This window comes from Mycobacterium sp. IS-2888 (genome assembly GCF_001954215.1).
Taxonomy (GTDB): Bacteria; Actinomycetota; Actinomycetes; order Mycobacteriales; family Mycobacteriaceae; genus Mycobacterium.
In genome coordinates this window covers 58,540-75,680 of record NZ_MBET01000018.1, presented here as the reverse complement: position 1 = coordinate 75,680, position 17,141 = coordinate 58,540, and the positions used below count along the sequence as shown (strand labels likewise).

Here is a 17,141-nt window from a genome sequence, read left to right as displayed (position 1 = left end):
CTCAATCGGATCCGAGCTTTTCGAGCATCCGTTTGAACTCGCGTTGCTGGGTCGCGGTCAGCTTGGCCAGGATGCGCGAATCGGCGACCCGGACTGCCCCCTCCGCGCGCTTCAACAGGGCGCGGCCCGACGCGGTCAGCGTGGCCGGCAATGCCCGCCCGGAGGACACCGACTCCGGCCGGGCCACCGCGCCGAGCTCCTCCAGCCTGCGCAGCACGGTGTTCATCGCCTGCGGCGTGACGTTGGTGTTGCGGGACAATTCCGCGCTGGACAGGCCCGGGTTAATCGAAAGGATGCGCATACAAACGAATTCGGGCAGGGTCAGCCCGAGCGGGCCCAACACCGTGGAGACCTCCGGTCGCAGTACCGCTGCCACCCGGTAGAGCAGGTAACCGAGTGGGGCGTCTTCGATCTGACCCATGTCAATGATATTGACATATGTCGCAGGCCGGCAGTGACCGGATCTACAGAATTGGCCGGCCGCCCGTCACGGCGACCCGGGCACCGGAAATGTAGCTCGCGTCATCGGAGGCCAAAAGCACGTAGATGGGGGCGAGCTCGGCCGGCTGGCCGGCACGGCCGAGCGGCACGTTGTCACCGAAGGATTCCACGCTTTCCGCGGGCATGGTCGACGGAATCAGCGGCGTCCAGATGGGGCCGGGTGCCACACTGTTGACGCGGATTCCTTTGTCGCCCAACAGTTGAGCCAAGCTGGCCGAAAAATTGGCGATCGCCGCCTTGGTCGCCGCGTAGGGCGCCAATGTGGGGTTGGGGCTATCGGAGTTCACCGAGGAACTGCCGATGATCGACGACCCGGGGCGCATGTGCGGCAGCGCGGCCTTCGCGAGGTAGAAATAGGCACCGACATTGAGCCGGAAGGTGTAATCCCATTCTTCGTCGCTGATCTCTTCGAGGTTTTTGTGCATCATTTGGTAGGCGGCGTTGTTGACCAGGATGTCGATGCCGCCGAATTCTTTGACCGCCCGCTCGACCACCGTCCGGCAGTGAGCCGCGTCGGAGAGGTCGCCTGGAACCAGCACGCACCGGCGCCCCGCGTCCTCGACATAGCGGGCGACGTCGCGCGCGTCATCGTGCTCATTGAGGTAGGAGACGAGGACGTCGGCGCCCTCCCGCGCGAACGCGATCGCGACGGCGCGCCCGATTCCGCTGTCGCCTCCCGTGACGATCGCCCGTTTGCCGGTGAGTTTTCCCGAGCCGTGGTAACTGGTTTCGCCGCAATCGGGGACCGGATCCATCCGGGCCTGCACCCCGGGTGGGCTCTGTTGCTGTGCAGTAAAACTCATACCGCTGCGGCTACCCGCGTGGTTGGCCGCTAATCACTCGCTTACTGATGATTCTGGTGCCGCTGTTAATTCTGTGGTTCGCATCGAAAGGGCCTGCGGCGCAAAGCGGCACCAAAGAATGGCAGCCCATTCGCGCTGGTAATCGATCCGCATAAGGGGAAATTTGCGGGCAGCCCCGTTTAGCGATGCGGCAAATGGGTTATGCGAATTGCCAGCGGTTGTCGCGACCTGTCCAAGGGGAGTGACATCGACACGAAAGGAAATTGAGCATGAAGGTCAGCAAGACTGCTGTAAAGACGGCTATTGCCGCCGGGGGAATTGCGGCGACAAGCGTTTTCGCCGCAGCGACCGCCTCCGCTGCGCCGCCCAACATCCAGGGCTTCGGCACCAGCGAACAACTCGTGGACGGGCCCCTGATCACCAACTACACCGTGAGCAACCTGCAACCGAGCAACGTTGCGATTCCGGGCTACACGCCTAAAGGGACGCTCTACCAGGCGGACATCACCGCCAGGTCGGACAGCGGGCTCGTTACCCCGATGGTCAACGACTTCATCGCCCGCGGCCCCAACGGCCAGAACTACCGGGTGATCGACAAGGTCGCGGCCCCGGGCAGCCTGAACCCGGCGCCGATCCCGCAGGGCAGCGAATCGACCGGCACGCTGTACTTTGACGTGACCGGAGCGCCCCCGAACGGCGTCGTCTACAACGACGGACTGCAGGACGTCCTGATGTGGACGTCGAACGTGCCCGGCGGATCCTCGCCTGGCGCACCGCCGAACGCGAGCCCGGCACCGGGTGCGCCGCCCGCTCCGGCGCCGCACACCTGATCCGGTTGCAACTATCTCCCCGCGCCACCCCGATGGCGCGGGGAGATTTGCATGACGGCGAATCCCACGCGTACGAATCGGGTACCCGACACCCATGAGTAATCCCGACCACAGACCAACGGAAGTACGTGCGCAAGCGAAGCTCCACGCAAAGCGGGCGCAGGTAGCCATGGACGAGCGGCGCAGCCAGCAGGACGGCGGACTCAGCGGCTGGCTGGCCAAGCGCGCCGGTGAATGGGACCTCGGCGGGCAGGACGAAACGTCGCTGCAGCGCCAAAAGTTTTTCTGGAACGTCTTGGTCGACTATTGGTTCCGCATGGAGGTCGACGGCTGGGAGAACATCCCCGCGCCGCCGGCGCTGCTGGTGGGTATACATTCGGGCGCGCCATTCGTCTGGGACGCGTGGACCGTCGGTATCCAATGGTGGCGCCGCTTCGGACAGGACCGCCCACTGCACGGCACCGCGCACGACGCATTGATGGCGATTCCGCTTATCGGGCGCTACTTCCGCTCGATGGGCGTGCTTCCGGCCGCCCCCGACGCGATCGCCACCGCGTTGGCCGAGGGGCGTGACGTGGCCCTGTGGCCCGGCGGCGAAGTGGACTCGCTGCGCCCGTGGACCGAGCGTGATCATGCCAACCTCGCGGGGCGCACAGGGTTCGTGAAGATGGCGATTCGCGCCGGCGTGCCGATCGTGCCGATCGCCACCGTCGGCGGCGCCGACGCGATGCCCGTGCTGATCCGCGGCGACCGGCTGTCGAAGGTGTTGCAACTCGACCGCCTGCTGCGGCTCAAGGTGTTTCCGCTGGCGGTCTCGCTGCCCTGGGGCATCGCGCCCGCGGCGCTTCCGCAGCTGCCGCTGCCGGCCAAGATCAGGACCCGGTTCATGCCGGTGGTCGAACTGGACCGCGACCCGGCCCGCGCCGACGACGATGACTACGTCGACCGCAAGTACCGCGAGGTCGAGGACAGCATTCAGGAGGGTATGGACGCGTTGGCGCGCAAGCGCGCACTGCCGCTCTTCGCGTGACCGGACACGCAAAAGTTCATGCGGGACAGGGCATTTGGGGTCAGGCTTGAGCGCCTGTCGAGATCGGGCCCAGCGTCGCCGGTTCGTTGACGATCCATTCCGGATGCGGCGGCGTCACGGCCATGTAGCCCACACCGCGCACGGTGTCGACCATCGATTCGTGTTCGGTTCCGAGCTTGGCGCGCAGTCGCCGCACGTGAACGTCGACCGTACGGACCCGGCCGTTGCAGTCGTATCCCCACACCTCGTGCAGCAACCGGGTGCGGCTGAACGCCCGACCCGCATGCTGCACAAGGAAATTCAACAGTTTGAACTCCGTCAGCGTCAGACCGAGATCCCTGCCCGCCAGCGACCCGGTGAAACTCGCCGGGTGCAGCGTGAGGTCGCCGAACCGCAGGATGCCGTCGACCGCGCTGCGTCGGCGTTTGACCGCCAGACGCAGCCGCGCCTGCAACTCGTCCGCGCTGCCCGCCGGCAGCATCACGTCGTCGAAATTCCAGTCGACGTCGACGGTGACGACGTTTGCCGGGGTGACGACGGCCAGCACCGCGGTGCCCGGCGCGCTGGCGGTGAGGCGCCGGCAGGCGGTGCGAGCCGCGGTGAGGTTGGTACGCGCATCGATGATCGCGACGTCGGCCTTTTCGCACTGCCCGTCAATGTGATCGCCCAGCGGCGCGCGCCGCATGCTGTGTGCGAATGAACTCAGCGTCGGTAATACCGATTCGAAATCGTCGGCATCGGTGAGTAGTAGTACGTCCAAAGACATCTCCAAAATTCATGACAGTTCTGTCATGGAACCCGTAGGCACCTCCCATGGAGATGTCCGCCAGCGCAGCGCTGAATACCCGCCTCAACGCAGAACTATGCCACCTTAATTTCCCGGCCGGGCGGCAATGGCGAGCGCCCGGAGAAAGTCGACGGGCCCGGCCCGTGAAACCGGGCCGGACCCATCCGCGGAAACAAGCCGCTAATTCTGGTTGGACTTCTGCCGTTCCTCGGCCACCTGCGCGCTGCTGCGCGCCGCCTCGGCCTCGGCCTCCTTCTTGGCCGCGTTGCGCTGGGCCTCGGCCTTGTCCTGCTGGGCCTGGCCCTCGCGGGTGAGGTCATCTCGACCCGATACGGCTCCGACGGCCTCCTTGACGCGTCCCTTGGCGTCCTCGACGACGCCCTTGACGGCTTCGGCAGGTCCGGATTTGTTGGTGTCCGCCATGAATGATTCCTCCTCAGTGGCGTACTTGTTTGGGCGATTCACGCCCAATGCCGATCCGCAAACGGTCGGCCCGGTCAGCGCGGGTCCGGTCCTTATTCTCAAGACCTCGATTTCGCCCGCAAGGATGCGGATTCCCCCTGCCGCGGGATGCTCAAACATCGACCCGCTCGCGCGGGCAACCGGGCGGCAACTGACCAGATAATGCACCCCGCCCATGCCGCATTGTGCTGCGATGAGGCAGGATGTGAAATGCCGTTCCGGGTGAGGTCGTCCGGGATGGCACTGTCATGCGAGGAGTGTGATGACGGACCCCGAGCCAACCAGCGCCAACGGTGTACCGATGGGCCGATCGAAGTATTCGAGAGTGTTGCTCAAGCTCGGTGGCGAGATGTTCGGCGGCGGGCAGGTGGGCCTGGATCCCGACGTCGTGGCACAGGTGGCCCGCCAGATCGCGGAGGTCGTTCGCGACGGGGTGCAGGTCGCCGTGGTGATCGGTGGCGGCAACTTCTTCCGCGGCGCGCAGCTTCAGCAGCGCGGCATGGAGCGCACCCGGTCGGACTACATGGGCATGCTCGGCACCGTGATGAATAGCCTTGCGCTGCAAGACTTCCTGGAGAAGGAAGGCATCGTGACCCGGGTCCAGACCGCGATCACGATGGGCCAGGTGGCCGAGCCGTACCTGCCGTTGCGCGCCGTGCGCCACCTGGAGAAGGGGAGGGTCGTGATCTTCGGCGCCGGCATGGGGCTGCCGTACTTCTCCACCGACACCACCGCCGCCCAGCGGGCGCTGGAGGTCGGCGCGGAAGTCGTCTTGATGGCCAAGGCGGTCGACGGGGTGTTCTCGGAGGACCCGCGGCAGAACCCGGACGCCGAGCTGCTCACCGCGATCAGCCACCGCGAAGTCATCGACCGCGGGCTGCGTGTGGCCGACGCGACCGCCTTCAGCCTGTGCATGGACAATGGCATGCCGATCCTGGTATTCAACCTGCTGACCAGTGGCAATATCGCCCGGGCGGTCGCTGGTGAGAAGATCGGAACGCTGGTCACCACTTGAGGGGAAGACGCGATGATTGACGAGGCTCTCTTCGACGCGGAAGAGAAAATGGAGAAGGCGGTATCAGTAGCCCGCGACGACTTGTCAACCATCCGAACCGGTCGCGCCAACCCGGGCATGTTCAACCGGATCGTCATCGACTACTACGGCACCAACACGCCGATCACGCAGCTGGCGAGCATCAACGTCCCCGAGGCGCGGCTCGTCGTCATCAAGCCCTACGAGGCCAATCAGCTGCACGCCATCGAGACCGCGATCCGCAACTCCGACCTCGGGGTCAACCCCACCAATGACGGCACCCTGATCCGGGTGGCCGTGCCGCAGCTCACCGAGGAGCGCCGCCGCGAGCTGGTCAAGCAGGCCAAGCACAAGGGGGAGGAAGCCCGGGTGTCGGTGCGCAACATCCGCCGCAAGGCGATGGAAGAGCTGCACCGCATCCGCAAGGACGGCGAGGCCGGCGAGGACGAAGTGGGCCGCGCCGAAAAGGATTTGGACAAGACCACCCATCAGTACGTCACCCAGATCGATGAGCTGGTCAAGCACAAAGAAGGCGAGCTGCTGGAGGTCTAGCGGCCGCTCAGCAACGAACCCCGTGTCGTCCAACTACGCCGCCGCAGGCATCCCGCCCGAGGAGCCGGCGCGTGGGGCGGGCAAGACCATCCCGCCGCCGGCGAAGAAGACGTCCCGGGCCGGCCGCGACCTGCCCGCCGCGATCGCGGTGGGGCTGTTCACCGGTGGACTCGTCGTCGGGACGCTCTTCTTCGCGCCGCGCTACTGGGTGGTGCTGTGCGCCGGGGCGATTCTGCTCTCCAGCCACGAGGTGGTGCGGCGGCTGCGCGAGGCCGGCTATGTCATTCCGGTCATCCCGCTGCTGGTCGGCGGCCAGGTCACCGTCTGGCTGACGTGGCCGTACGGCGCCCGGGGCGCGTTGGCCGGCTTCGGGGCCATGGTGGTGGCCTGCATGTTCTGGCGGCTGTTCATGCACGACAAGAGCAGGCCCCACGATCAGTCCGCGGGTCCGCCGTCGTCGCATTACCTTCGGGACGCGTCCGCCACGATCTTCCTGGCCGTCTGGGTGCCGCTGTTCGCCTCGTTCGCCGCGCTGCTGGTCTACCACCCGAAGGAAGGCGCGGGACGGGTGTTCTGCCTGATGGCGACGGTCGTCGCCTCCGACGTGGGCGGGTACGCGGTGGGGGTGCTGTTCGGGAAGCACCCGATGGTCCCGGCGATCAGCCCGAAGAAATCCTGGGAGGGGCTGGCCGGCTCGCTGGTCTGCGGCGTCACCGCCGCGACCCTGTCCGTGACTTTCCTGGCCGGCAAAGCGTGGTGGATCGGCGCGCTGCTGGGCGTTCTCCTGGTGCTCACCTGCACCCTCGGCGACCTGGTGGAGTCGCAGGTCAAGCGCGACCTCGGCATCAAGGACATGGGCCGGCTGCTACCCGGTCACGGCGGCCTGATGGATCGCCTCGACGGCGTGCTCCCGTCGGCCGCCGCGGCGTGGGCCGTGCTCACGCTGCTGCCCTAGGTTCTTCCCTGGGTGCTTCCCCAGGTTCCGCAGCCCGCGGCGTGGCCGATACTGGACGGGTCATGGTCCAACAGTTGGTTTTCGACGAGCCCCGGCCGAGCAGGCCGCCGCGGCACCTGGCCGACCTCGACGCGGCCGGCCGCGCGTCGGCCGTCGCGGAGCTGGGCTTGCCGGCGTTTCGGGCCAAGCAGCTCGCGCACCAGTACTACGGCCGCCTGATCGCCGACCCGCGACAGATGACCGACCTCCCGGCGGCCGTGCGTGATCGGATCGCCGAGACGATGTTCCCGACGCTGCTCACCGCGGTCACCGAGGTCACCTGTGATGCCGGCCAGACCCGAAAGACGTTGTGGCGGGCCATCGATGGCGCCACGATCGAGTCGGTTCTGATGCGCTATCCGCAGCGCAACACGATATGCATTTCGTCGCAGGCCGGCTGCGGCATGGCGTGCCCGTTCTGCGCGACGGGTCAGGGCGGGCTGACGCGCAACCTGTCGACCGGCGAGATCCTCGAGCAGGTGCGTGCTGGCGCGGCGGCGCTGCGCGACGACTTCGGCGACCAGCGGCTGTCGAACGTGGTCTTCATGGGCATGGGTGAGCCGCTGGCGAACTACGCCAGGGTGCTGGCCGCCGTGCGCCGCATCGTCGAGGCGCCGCCGCACGGTTTCGGCATCTCGGCCCGAGCGGTGACGGTGTCGACGGTGGGTCTGGTTCCGGCGATCCACAAGCTCGCCGACGAGGGGCTGGGCGTGACGCTGGCGCTGTCGCTGCACGCGCCCGACGACGAGCTGCGCGACACGTTGGTGCCGGTCAACAACCGCTGGAAGATCGGCGAGGCCCTCGACGCGGCCCGGCACTACGCCGACGCCACCGGGCGGCGGGTATCGATCGAATACGCGCTGATCCGCGACGTCAACGACCAGCCCTGGCGATCCGACCTGCTCGGCAAGCGGCTGCATCGGGCCCTCGGGCCGCTGGTGCACGTGAACCTCATTCCGCTCAACCCGACGCCGGGCAGCGAGTGGGACGCCAGCCCGAAGGCCGTGGAGCGGGAGTTCGTAAGACGCATCCGATCGAAGGGAGTGTCGTGCACCGTGCGAGACACCCGCGGCCGGGAGATCAGCGCCGCGTGCGGTCAGCTCGCCGCGCAGCCTGAACCGCGCTGACTCCTCGCGCGTCTTTAAGACATAAGCCAGCAAATGAGGTGTGCCATGATTCGCCTGTTCTCCCCGCTCAGATTGTTCGCCGCAGCGGTCTTTGCCGCCGCCTTGATATTCGGCCTGGCCGAGGCGCCGCACGCGAAGGCCGCCGACGAGCGCCTGCAATTCAGCGCAACCACGCTAGGCGGTGCGCCGTTCAACGGCGCCAGTCTGCAGGGCAGGCCGGCGGTGCTGTGGTTCTGGACGCCGTGGTGTCCGTTCTGCAACGCCGAAGCTCCCGGCGTCGGCCAGGTGGCGGCCGCCAATCCGGGAGTCGCCTTCGTCGGCATCGCCGCCCACTCGGATGTCGGCGCGATGCAGAATTTCGTGTCCAAGTACAACTTGAACTTCCCCAATCTCAATGACGCCGACGGTGCGATCTGGGCCCGGTACAACGTGCCCTGGCAGCCGGCCTATGTGTTCTATCGGGCCGACGGCAGCTCGACATTCGTCAACAATCCGACCGCGGCCATGCCACAGGACGAGCTGGCGGGCCGAGTGGCCGCGCTGACGCACTGACCCGGTGAACCAGGGCCTGATAGGTCTGGCCTTCGCCGCCGGATTGGTTGCGGCCCTCAACCCGTGTGGGTTTGCCATGCTGCCCGCGTATCTCCTTCTGGTGGTGCGCGGGCAGCGCCCCGGTGCGCCGTCGCCGGCGGCCGGGTCATGGGCGCTGATCGGCCGCGCCGTGGCCGCCACCGCCGGGATGGCGCTCGGCTTCGTGACGGTGTTCGGAGTGTTCGGGGCGCTGACCATATCGGCGGCCAGCACGGTGCAGCGTTACCTGCCCTACGGGACGGTCGTGATCGGCGTCGTGCTTGTCGCCCTTGGGTTTTGGCTACTGTCCGGCCGGGAGCTGACGGCGCTGACGCCGCGGGCGATGGGCCCGCGGTGGGCGCCGAACGCGCGGCAGGGGTCGTGGCTGGTGGGCATGTACGGCTATGGCGTCAGCTATGCGATCGCCTCGCTGTCGTGCACCGTCGGCCCGTTCCTGGCCGTCACCGGGGCGGGCTTTCGCAGCGGATCGATTGTCACCGGCGTGGCGATCTACCTGGCCTACGTCGCGGGCCTGACGTCGGTGGTCGGCGTGCTCGCCATCGCCGCGGCCCTGGGCGGTTCGGCGTTGGCCGACCGTATGCGGCGGATCCTGCCCTTCGTCAACCGGATCGGTGGCGCGCTGCTGGTGGTGGTCGGCCTGTATGTGGCCTACTACGGCGTCTACGAGCTGCGCCTGTTCAACGGCCGGGCGAATCCGCACGACGCGGTGATCGGCGCGGCCGGGCGCCTGCAGGGTCTGCTGGCCGGCTGGGTCCATCAGCACGGCGGATGGCCGTGGGCTGGCGCGCTGCTCGTGCTGCTCGCCGGCGCGCTCGTCGGCGCCTGGTACCGGCGGGCGCGGCGCTGAAACCCTTTTCGAGCCCTACCTGATCCAGCCGCGCCGGCGGCCCCACAGGTCGCGCACCAGAACGAAGAGCGTCAGTGCGGCAAACCCGATCAGGAACCAGTTCTCGACGTGGCCGACGTGGTTGCCGCGCAGCATCGCGAGCAGGAATATCACCGCGAATATCCCGACGCCATGCCAGGTGCGGTGGTTGATCCGGCTCCACCCCCACGCCGCGGACGGCACCTCGGCGGGGTCGACGCCGTTGAAGTGCTCCACCTCGGTACTGGCCACGGCGATTCCCTTTCGGATCGGATGCTTTCTCAAACCGAGATTCTGGCATACGCGAGGCCCCGCGGGCATCGGGGCGCGGGGCACAATGAATGGGTGACCGAGCCGGCAAGCGCCTCAGCGACCGACGGAAACGCCCAGGGCCGCCTGCGGGTGCTGGTGCTGGGCAGCACCGGCTCGATCGGCACCCAGGCGCTGGAGGTCATCGCCGCCAATCCGGACCGCTTCGAGGTGGTCGGGCTGGCCGCGGGGGGCGCGAACGTGGACACCCTGCTGCGCCAGCGCGCCGAGACCAGGGTAACCAACATCGCCATCGCCGACGATCGCGCGGCCCAGCGCGCCGGTGACATCCCGTACAGCGGTCCCGAGGCGGTCACCCGGCTGGTCGAGGAGACCGAGGCCGACGTCGTGCTCAACGCGCTGGTCGGGGCCTTGGGTCTGCGTCCGACCTTGGCGGCGCTGGCATCGGGCGCGCGCCTGGCACTGGCCAACAAGGAATCGCTGGTCGCGGGCGGGCCGCTGGTCGTGCGGGCGGCCCGACCGGGTCAGATCGTGCCCGTCGACTCCGAGCATTCCGCGCTGGCCCAATGCCTGCGCGGGGGCGACCCCGACGAGGTCGCCAAGCTGGTGCTCACGGCCTCGGGTGGGCCGTTTCGCGGCTGGGCCGCCGCCGAGCTCGAGGCCGTCACCCCCGAGCAGGCCGGCGCCCACCCGACCTGGTCGATGGGCCCGATGAACACCCTGAACTCGGCGTCGCTGGTCAATAAGGGGCTCGAACTCATCGAGACCCACCTGCTGTTCGGCATCCCGTACGACCGCATCGAGGTCGTGGTGCACCCCCAGTCGATCGTGCATTCGATGGTCACGTTCGTCGACGGCTCGACGATCGCCCAGGCCAGCCCCCCGGACATGAAGCTGCCGATTTCGCTGGCGTTGGGCTGGCCCCGGCGGGTCGGCGGCGCCGCGCCCGCCTGCGATTTCACCACCGCTTCGACCTGGGAATTCGAGCCGCTGGACAGCGACGTTTTCCCGGCCGTCGAGCTGGCCCGGCACGCCGGGGTGACCGGCGGCTGCATGACCGCCGTCTACAACGCGGCCAACGAAGAGGCCGCGGAGGCGTTCCTCGACGGCCGGATCGGCTTCCCCGCGATCGTGCGAACGATCGCCGACGTGCTACACGCCGCGGACCAATGGGCCCCCCACTTGGGCGAGGCACCCGCTACCGTGGATGACGTACTAGACGCGCAGCGCTGGGCACGTGAGCGAGCGCAGCGCGCAGTCAGAAAGGTCCTAGCAGCCCGATGATGTTCGCAATCGGCATTGCGCTGTTCGCGCTCGCCATCCTGATCTCGGTGGCCCTGCACGAATGCGGCCACATGTGGGTGGCGCGCGCCACCGGCATGAAGGTGCGCCGGTTTTTCGTCGGCTTCGGCCCCACCTTGTGGTCGACGCGGCGCGGCGAAACCCAGTACGGCGTCAAGGCCGCTCCGCTGGGCGGCTTCTGCGACATCGCCGGCATGACCCCGGTCGAGGATCTCGCACCCGACGAAGCCGACCGCGCCATGTACAAGCAGGCGACCTGGAAGCGTGTCGCGGTGCTGTTCGCCGGCCCGGGCATGAACTTCGTCATCTGCATGGTGCTGATCTACGGCATCGCACTGGTGTGGGGGCTGCCGAACCTGCACCCGCCCACCCGGGCCGTCGTCGGCGAAACCGCTTGTGTCGCACCGGAAACGGCGCCGGGCAAGATCGGCGCCTGCACCGGGCCCGGACCGGCGGCGCTGGCCGGCATTCGCGCCGGCGACGTCGTCGTCAAGGTCGGCGACACCCCGGTGGCCAACTTCGAGGACATGGCCGCCGCGGTGCGGAAATTGCACGGCACCGTTCCGGTCGTCGTCGACCGTGGCGGCACCACGATTACCACCTACGTCGACGTGACGCCCACCCAACGCTTCTTGACCAACGGGCAGGGCGGTCAACCTCAGGCGTCGACGGTGGGCGCGATCGGGGTGGGCGCCGTCAAGTCCGCGCCCATGCACTACGGAGTGATCTCCGCGATCCCCGCCACCTTCACCTTCACCGGCGACCTGACCGTAGAGGTCGGCAAGGCGCTGGCCGCGATACCCACGAAGGTCGGTGCGCTGGTGCACGCCATCGGCGGCGGACAGCGTGACCCGCAGACACCGATGAGCGTCGTGGGTGCCAGCATCGTCGGCGGCGACACCGTCGACCACGGGCTGTGGGTGGCGTTCTGGTTCTTCCTGGCTCAGCTGAACCTCATCCTGGGCGCAATCAACCTGGTGCCACTGCTGCCCTTCGATGGCGGCCACATCGCGATCGCAGTGTTCGAAAAGATCCGCAACAGCATCCGATCCGCCCGCGGCATGGTCGCGGCCGCGCCGGTGAACTATCTCAAGCTGATGCCGGCGACATACGTGGTCCTGGTGTTCGTGGTCGGCTACATGCTGCTGACGGTGACGGCCGATGTCGTGAACCCGATCCGGATCTTCCAGTAGAGAGAAGGCATACAAGTGACCGTTGGCCTGGGCATGCCGGACGCGCCGGCGCCCACGCTCGCCCCCCGGCGCAAGACGCGGCAACTGATGGTGGGCGACGTCGGGGTCGGCAGTGACAATCCGATTTCGGTGCAGTCGATGTGCACCACCAAGACGCATGACGTCAACACCACCCTGCAGCAGATCGCCGAGTTGACCGCGGCGGGCTGCGACATCGTCAGGGTGGCGTGCCCGCGTCAAGAGGATGCCGACGCGCTGGCCGAGATCGCGCGGCACAGCCAGATCCCGGTGATCGCCGACATCCACTTCCAGCCGAAGTACATCTTCGCCGCCATCGACGCGGGATGTGCCGCGGTGCGGGTAAACCCGGGCAATATCAAGGAATTCGACGGCCGGGTGGGCGAGGTCGCCAAGGCCGCCGGCGCGGCGGGCATCCCGATCCGCATCGGGGTCAACGCCGGCTCGCTGGACAAGCGGTTCATGGAGAAGTACGGCAAGGCCACGCCCGAGGCGCTGGTCGAGTCGGCGTTGTGGGAGGCCTCCCTGTTCGAGGAGCACGGTTTCGGCGACATCAAGATCAGCGTCAAGCACAACGACCCGGTCGTGATGGTCGCCGCGTACGAGCAGCTGGCCGCGCAATGCGACTATCCGCTGCACCTCGGCGTCACCGAGGCCGGCCCCGCCTTCCAGGGCACCATCAAGTCCGCGGTCGCCTTCGGCGCGCTGCTGTCGCGGGGCATCGGCGACACCATCCGGGTGTCGCTGTCGGCGCCGCCGGTGGAAGAAGTCAAGGTCGGCATCCAGATTCTCGAGTCGCTGAACCTGCGGCCGCGTTCGCTGGAGATCGTGTCGTGCCCGTCGTGCGGTCGCGCGCAGGTCGACGTCTACACCCTGGCCAACGAAGTCACCGCCGGTTTGGACGGTCTCGACGTACCGCTGCGGGTCGCCGTGATGGGCTGTGTCGTCAACGGCCCGGGGGAGGCCCGCGAAGCCGACCTCGGCGTCGCGTCGGGAAATGGCAAGGGCCAGATCTTCGTTCGCGGCGAAGTCATCAAGACCGTGCCCGAAGCGCAGATCGTCGAGACGCTGATCGAAGAGGCCATGCGGCTCGCGTCCGAGAACAACAGCGATCACGGACCGGACACAACCGCGAGCGGTTCGCCTATTGTGACCGTAAGCTGATAGGGGCCTTTACCGGCCTTCGGTCCGCACCACAGAGAGTTCGCCAGATGTCGGCTCCGCCCATCTTTCGCCTCATCGGCGACCGGCGGGTGTCCGTGGTGCGTGACGCCGCCGCAGTGTGGCGGGTCTTCGAAGAGGACCCGGTCGGGTCGTGCATGGTCGCGGCGCGCGTGGCGGATCACGGCATCGACCCCAACTCGATAGGTGGCGAGCTGTGGACCCGCCGCGGCGTCGAGGAGTCGCTGTGCTTCGCCGGGGCCAACCTGATCCCGCTGCGCGGCGGACCGGCCGACCTCGCAGCGTTCGCCGACGAGGCGATGAGCGGGACGCGGCGGTGTTCGTCGCTGGTCGGCAGGGCCGGCCTGGTGATGCCGATGTGGGAGCGGCTCGAGTCGGCATGGGGTCCCGCGCGGGATGTGCGCGACCACCAACCGCTGATGGCCTTGACAACGCACCCGAGCTGCGAGATCGACACCGAGGTGCGCCAGGTCCGCCCGGAGGAGCTGGACGCGTATCTGGTGGCGGCCGTCGACATGTTCATCGGCGAAGTGGGCGTCGACCCGCGGCTCGGTGACGGCGGTCGCGGCTACCGCCGTCGGGTGGCGAGCCTGATCGCGGCGGGACGCGCGTGGGCCCGCTTCGAGCACGGGGAGGTCGTCTTCAAGGCCGAAGTGGGATCGCAGTCCCCGGGGGTCGGCCAGATTCAGGGGGTGTGGGTGCACCCGGAGTGGCGCGGCCTGGGGATAGGCACCGCCGGCACCGCGATGGTGGCCGCCGTGATCGTCGGCGGCGGGCGGATCGCCAGCCTCTACGTGAACAACTTCAACGCGGTGGCCCGTGCCGCCTACGCCAGGGTGGGGTTCGCCGAGGTCGGCACCTTCGCGACCGTGCTGCTGGACTAGCTGTATGCGAGCGTGCGGCTGGCCGCACGCTCGGCACCCAACGTGCGGCTGGCCGCACATTCGATGGCAGGGGGCTGGCGCCGAGCGGCCCGTAACGGTTGGGTCTCGGTGTGTCGGCGCCGGTGTGGAGGCCGTCGCTTTAACATCTGTACCGATGGCAACAAAAACCACACTGACATCATTGGTTGCAGGCGTGCTGCTCGTCGCGGTGATCGCCACGTCCGGATGCACCCCGCGGCCCGACGGCCCGGGCCCGGCCGCCGAGAAGTTCTTCCGCGCGCTGTCCATCGGCGACACCGCGTCGGCCGCCCAGCTCAGCGACAACCCCAACGAAGCCCGCGAGGCGCTGAACGCCGCGTGGGCCGGGCTGCAGGCGACGCACCTGGACGCGCAGGTGCTGTCCTCGAAGTACGCCGAGGACACCGGCACGGTCGACTACCGGTTCACCTGGCACCTGCCCAAGAATCGCAGCTGGGCGTACGACGGCCAGCTGAAAATGGCTCGCGACGAAGGTCGCTGGGAGGTTCGCTGGGCCGCCAACGGGCTGCATCCCAAGCTGGGTGAGCATCAGACGTTCGCCTTGCGCGCCGATGCGCCGCGGCGCGCGTCGGTGAACGAACTCGGCGGCAGCGACGTGCTGGCGCCGGGCTACCTGTACCACTACACGCTGGACGCCACCCAGGCCGGCCCCGGCCTCATCGGCACGGCGCACGCGATCGTCGATGTGCTACGGCCCCTGAACAATTCGCTGACCGACCCGCAGTTGCTGGCCGAGCAAGCCAGCTCGGCGACCCAGCCGGTCGACCTGGTGACGCTGCAGCCCGCCGACAACGACAAGATCTTCCCGCTGATCGGCAAGCTGCCCGGAATCGTGATCACGCCGCAGGCCGACATGCTGCCCACCGACCCGCATTTCGCGCCGGCCGTGATCAGCCAGGTGAAGAAGGCGGTCATCGACCAGCTTGACGGGCAGGCGGGCTGGCGGGTGGTCAGCGTCAACCAGAACAATGTCGACGTCGCCGTGCTGCACGAGGTCGAAGGCACGCCGGCGCCGTCGGTGTCGATCACCCTGGACCGGGCGGTGCAGAACGCGGCCCAGCACGCGGTCGACACCCGCGGCGGCAAAGCGATGATGGTCGTAATCAAGCCGTCGACGGGGGAGATCCTCGCGATCGCGCAGAACGGCGCGGCCGACGCCGACGGCCTGATCGCCACCACCGGCCTGTTCCCGCCCGGGTCGACATTCAAGATGGTCACCGCCGGGGCGGCCATCGAGCGCGACATGGCCACCCCCAACACGATGCTGGGCTGCCCCGGCCGCATCGATATCGGGCACCGCACCATCCCCAACTACGGCGGCTTCGATCTCGGCGTGGTGCCGATGTCGCGAGCATTCGCCAGTTCCTGCAACACCACGTTCGCCGAGCTGAGCAGCAGGATGCCGCCCCGGGGCCTGACGCAGGCGGCCACCCGCTACGGGATCGGGCTCGACTATCAGGTGGACGGCATCACCACGGTCACCGGGTCGGTGCCGCCGACGGTGGACCTGGCCGAGCGCACCGAGGACGGGTTCGGCCAGGGCAAGGTGCTGGCCAGTCCATTCGGTATGGCCCTGGTGGCGGCCACGGTCGCCGCCGGCAAGACGCCCGTGCCGCAGCTGATTGCCGGGCGGCAGACGGCGGTCGACGGCGACAACACCCCGATCAGCCCGAAGATGGTCGACGCGCTGCGGCCCATGATGCGGCTGGTGGTGACCAACGGGACCGCCAAGGAGATCGCCGGCTGTTGCGGCGAGGTGTACGGCAAGACCGGTGAAGCCGAATTTCCGGGCGGATCGCATTCCTGGTTCGCCGGGTACCGTGGCGATCTGGCGTTCGCCTCGCTGATCGTCGGGGGCGGCAGCTCCGAATACGCGGTCCGGATGACCAAGGTGATGTTCGAGTCGCTGCCGCGGGACTTCCTCGCCTAATCCAATGGTGGCGACCCACTGCGCCCGGCTACGCCGCGCTTGCGATCGCCACCCGCGCCGGGTCCGCGCCGCCGCAACAGCGGTAAATTGCGAACATGACGGATACCGGCCCCGACACGGTCACGTTGCGCGTGTCCGACGCCGACCGCAACGGCACCATGCGGCGCCTGCACAACGCCGTCGCGCTCGGGCTGATCGACATCGGCGAGTTCGAGCAGCGCTCGTCGCGGGTGTCCTATGCGCGCACCCAGCATGAGCTCGACGAGCTGGTCGGCGACCTGCCCGGGCCGGGTGCCATCGTCACCTCCGCGGCCGACCGGGTGGAGCTGCGGGGCTGGGCCGGTTCCCTGAAGCGCCACGGCGAATGGATGGTGCCCACCCGCCTGGCGCTGGTGCGCCGCCTGGGATCGATCGACCTCGACCTCACCCGGGCCCGGTTCGCCGGGCCGGTGGTGGTCATCGAACTCGACATGAAGTTCGGCTCCCTGGACCTGCGGCTGCCCGACGGCGCCAGCGCCTCGATCGACGACGTCGAGGTCTACGTGGGCAGCGCCGCCGACCGGCGCAGGGACGCGCCGGCCGAGGGGTCGCCGCACGTGGTGCTGACCGGCCGGGTGACATGCGGGTCGGTGATCATCCGCGGACCGCGCCGTTCCCTGCTGCGGCGTCGCTAGCGAGCCGAATTCGCCGAGCCTGCTTATTTGCCGGCGGCTCGTTGAAACGCAACGCCGAATGAGCATCGTTAAGC

At 68.1% G+C, this 17,141-nt stretch carries 19 protein-coding genes; 14 read left to right on the top strand and 5 right to left on the bottom strand.

Features of this window, described 5'->3' with window-relative positions:
* Nucleotide 1: 1 nt before the first annotated feature.
* Both A5745_RS02895 and A5745_RS02890 read right to left on the bottom strand, forming a co-directional pair.
* Nucleotides 2-421 (bottom strand): MarR family winged helix-turn-helix transcriptional regulator, encoded by a 420-nt coding sequence (locus A5745_RS02895; protein WP_076063514.1) that lies wholly within the window; start codon nt 419-421, stop codon nt 2-4.
* Nucleotides 422-464: 43 nt separating this feature from the next.
* Nucleotides 465-1,304 (bottom strand): glucose 1-dehydrogenase, encoded by an 840-nt coding sequence (locus tag A5745_RS02890; protein WP_076115034.1) that lies wholly within the window; start codon nt 1,302-1,304, stop codon nt 465-467.
* Between the two features lie 269 nt (nt 1,305-1,573).
* Here A5745_RS02890 and A5745_RS02885 point away from each other — a divergent pair, with 269 nt between their 5' ends.
* The gene (locus A5745_RS02885; RefSeq protein WP_076063517.1) at nt 1,574-2,134 is read left to right on the top strand and encodes an MPT63 family protein; all 561 of its coding nucleotides are present in this window, start codon (nt 1,574-1,576) and stop codon (nt 2,132-2,134) included.
* 94 nt (nt 2,135-2,228) lie between these two features.
* Nucleotides 2,229-3,164, top strand: a complete 936-nt coding sequence (locus tag A5745_RS02880) for a lysophospholipid acyltransferase family protein (protein ID WP_076063519.1) — start codon at nt 2,229-2,231, stop codon at nt 3,162-3,164.
* A 40-nt stretch (nt 3,165-3,204) separates the two neighbouring features.
* Here A5745_RS02880 and A5745_RS02875 read toward each other — a convergent pair whose 3' ends face one another.
* Nucleotides 3,205-3,930, bottom strand: coding sequence for a winged helix-turn-helix domain-containing protein (locus tag A5745_RS02875; protein WP_076063521.1), 726 nt, complete (start codon nt 3,928-3,930; stop codon nt 3,205-3,207).
* A gap of 201 nt (nt 3,931-4,131) precedes the next feature.
* A complete protein-coding gene (locus tag A5745_RS02870; protein WP_076063523.1) occupies nt 4,132-4,374 on the bottom strand; it encodes a CsbD family protein in 243 nt (80 codons plus the stop codon).
* Nucleotides 4,375-4,675: 301 nt separating this feature from the next.
* On the opposite strand from A5745_RS02870, the gene pyrH reads away from it, so the two are divergent.
* The 6 genes from pyrH to A5745_RS02840 all read left to right on the top strand — a co-directional run bounded on the left by pyrH (nt 4,676) and on the right by A5745_RS02840 (nt 9,557).
* A complete protein-coding gene (pyrH, locus tag A5745_RS02865) occupies nt 4,676-5,428 on the top strand; it encodes a UMP kinase (RefSeq protein ID WP_076063525.1) in 753 nt (250 codons plus the stop codon).
* Between the two features lie 12 nt (nt 5,429-5,440).
* Nucleotides 5,441-5,998: a ribosome recycling factor gene (gene frr, locus A5745_RS02860; RefSeq protein WP_076063527.1), complete on the top strand. Its 558-nt coding sequence runs from the start codon at nt 5,441-5,443 to the stop codon at nt 5,996-5,998.
* Nucleotides 5,999-6,020: 22 nt separating this feature from the next.
* Nucleotides 6,021-6,953 (top strand): phosphatidate cytidylyltransferase, encoded by a 933-nt coding sequence (locus tag A5745_RS02855; protein WP_371336808.1) that lies wholly within the window; start codon nt 6,021-6,023, stop codon nt 6,951-6,953.
* A gap of 62 nt (nt 6,954-7,015) precedes the next feature.
* Nucleotides 7,016-8,119, top strand: a complete 1,104-nt coding sequence (rlmN, locus tag A5745_RS02850; protein ID WP_076115033.1) for a 23S rRNA (adenine(2503)-C(2))-methyltransferase RlmN — start codon at nt 7,016-7,018, stop codon at nt 8,117-8,119.
* Nucleotides 8,120-8,164: 45 nt separating this feature from the next.
* The gene (locus A5745_RS02845; protein WP_139329422.1) at nt 8,165-8,671 is read left to right on the top strand and encodes a protein disulfide oxidoreductase; all 507 of its coding nucleotides are present in this window, start codon (nt 8,165-8,167) and stop codon (nt 8,669-8,671) included.
* A gap of 4 nt (nt 8,672-8,675) precedes the next feature.
* Nucleotides 8,676-9,557 carry a cytochrome c biogenesis CcdA family protein gene (locus A5745_RS02840; RefSeq protein ID WP_076115032.1) on the top strand — a complete coding sequence of 294 codons (882 nt, stop codon included), beginning with the start codon at nt 8,676-8,678 and terminating at the stop codon, nt 9,555-9,557.
* A gap of 15 nt (nt 9,558-9,572) precedes the next feature.
* Here A5745_RS02840 and A5745_RS02835 read toward each other — a convergent pair whose 3' ends face one another.
* A complete protein-coding gene (locus A5745_RS02835; RefSeq protein ID WP_076063534.1) occupies nt 9,573-9,827 on the bottom strand; it encodes a DUF2631 domain-containing protein in 255 nt (84 codons plus the stop codon).
* Nucleotides 9,828-9,848: 21 nt separating this feature from the next.
* Here A5745_RS02835 and dxr point away from each other — a divergent pair, with 21 nt between their 5' ends.
* The 6 genes from dxr (at nt 9,849) to A5745_RS02805 (ending at nt 17,067) form a co-directional block, all read left to right on the top strand.
* Nucleotides 9,849-11,129 carry a 1-deoxy-D-xylulose-5-phosphate reductoisomerase gene (dxr, locus tag A5745_RS02830; protein WP_083662665.1) on the top strand — a complete coding sequence of 427 codons (1,281 nt, stop codon included), beginning with the start codon at nt 9,849-9,851 and terminating at the stop codon, nt 11,127-11,129.
* Nucleotides 11,126-12,340 (top strand): RIP metalloprotease, encoded by a 1,215-nt coding sequence (locus A5745_RS02825; RefSeq protein WP_076063537.1) that lies wholly within the window; start codon nt 11,126-11,128, stop codon nt 12,338-12,340. Before dxr ends, A5745_RS02825 begins: the two co-directional genes overlap by 4 nt.
* 15 nt (nt 12,341-12,355) lie before the next feature.
* Nucleotides 12,356-13,522: a flavodoxin-dependent (E)-4-hydroxy-3-methylbut-2-enyl-diphosphate synthase gene (gene ispG, locus A5745_RS02820; RefSeq protein ID WP_076063538.1), complete on the top strand. Its 1,167-nt coding sequence runs from the start codon at nt 12,356-12,358 to the stop codon at nt 13,520-13,522.
* 47 nt (nt 13,523-13,569) lie between these two features.
* Nucleotides 13,570-14,424: a GNAT family N-acetyltransferase gene (locus A5745_RS02815; protein WP_076063540.1), complete on the top strand. Its 855-nt coding sequence runs from the start codon at nt 13,570-13,572 to the stop codon at nt 14,422-14,424.
* 154 nt (nt 14,425-14,578) lie between these two features.
* Nucleotides 14,579-16,393, top strand: coding sequence for a penicillin-binding transpeptidase domain-containing protein (locus A5745_RS02810; RefSeq protein WP_076115030.1), 1,815 nt, complete (start codon nt 14,579-14,581; stop codon nt 16,391-16,393).
* Between the two features lie 95 nt (nt 16,394-16,488).
* The gene (locus tag A5745_RS02805; protein ID WP_076063545.1) at nt 16,489-17,067 is read left to right on the top strand and encodes a DUF1707 domain-containing protein; all 579 of its coding nucleotides are present in this window, start codon (nt 16,489-16,491) and stop codon (nt 17,065-17,067) included.
* The last annotated feature ends 74 nt before the right edge of the window (nt 17,068-17,141 follow it).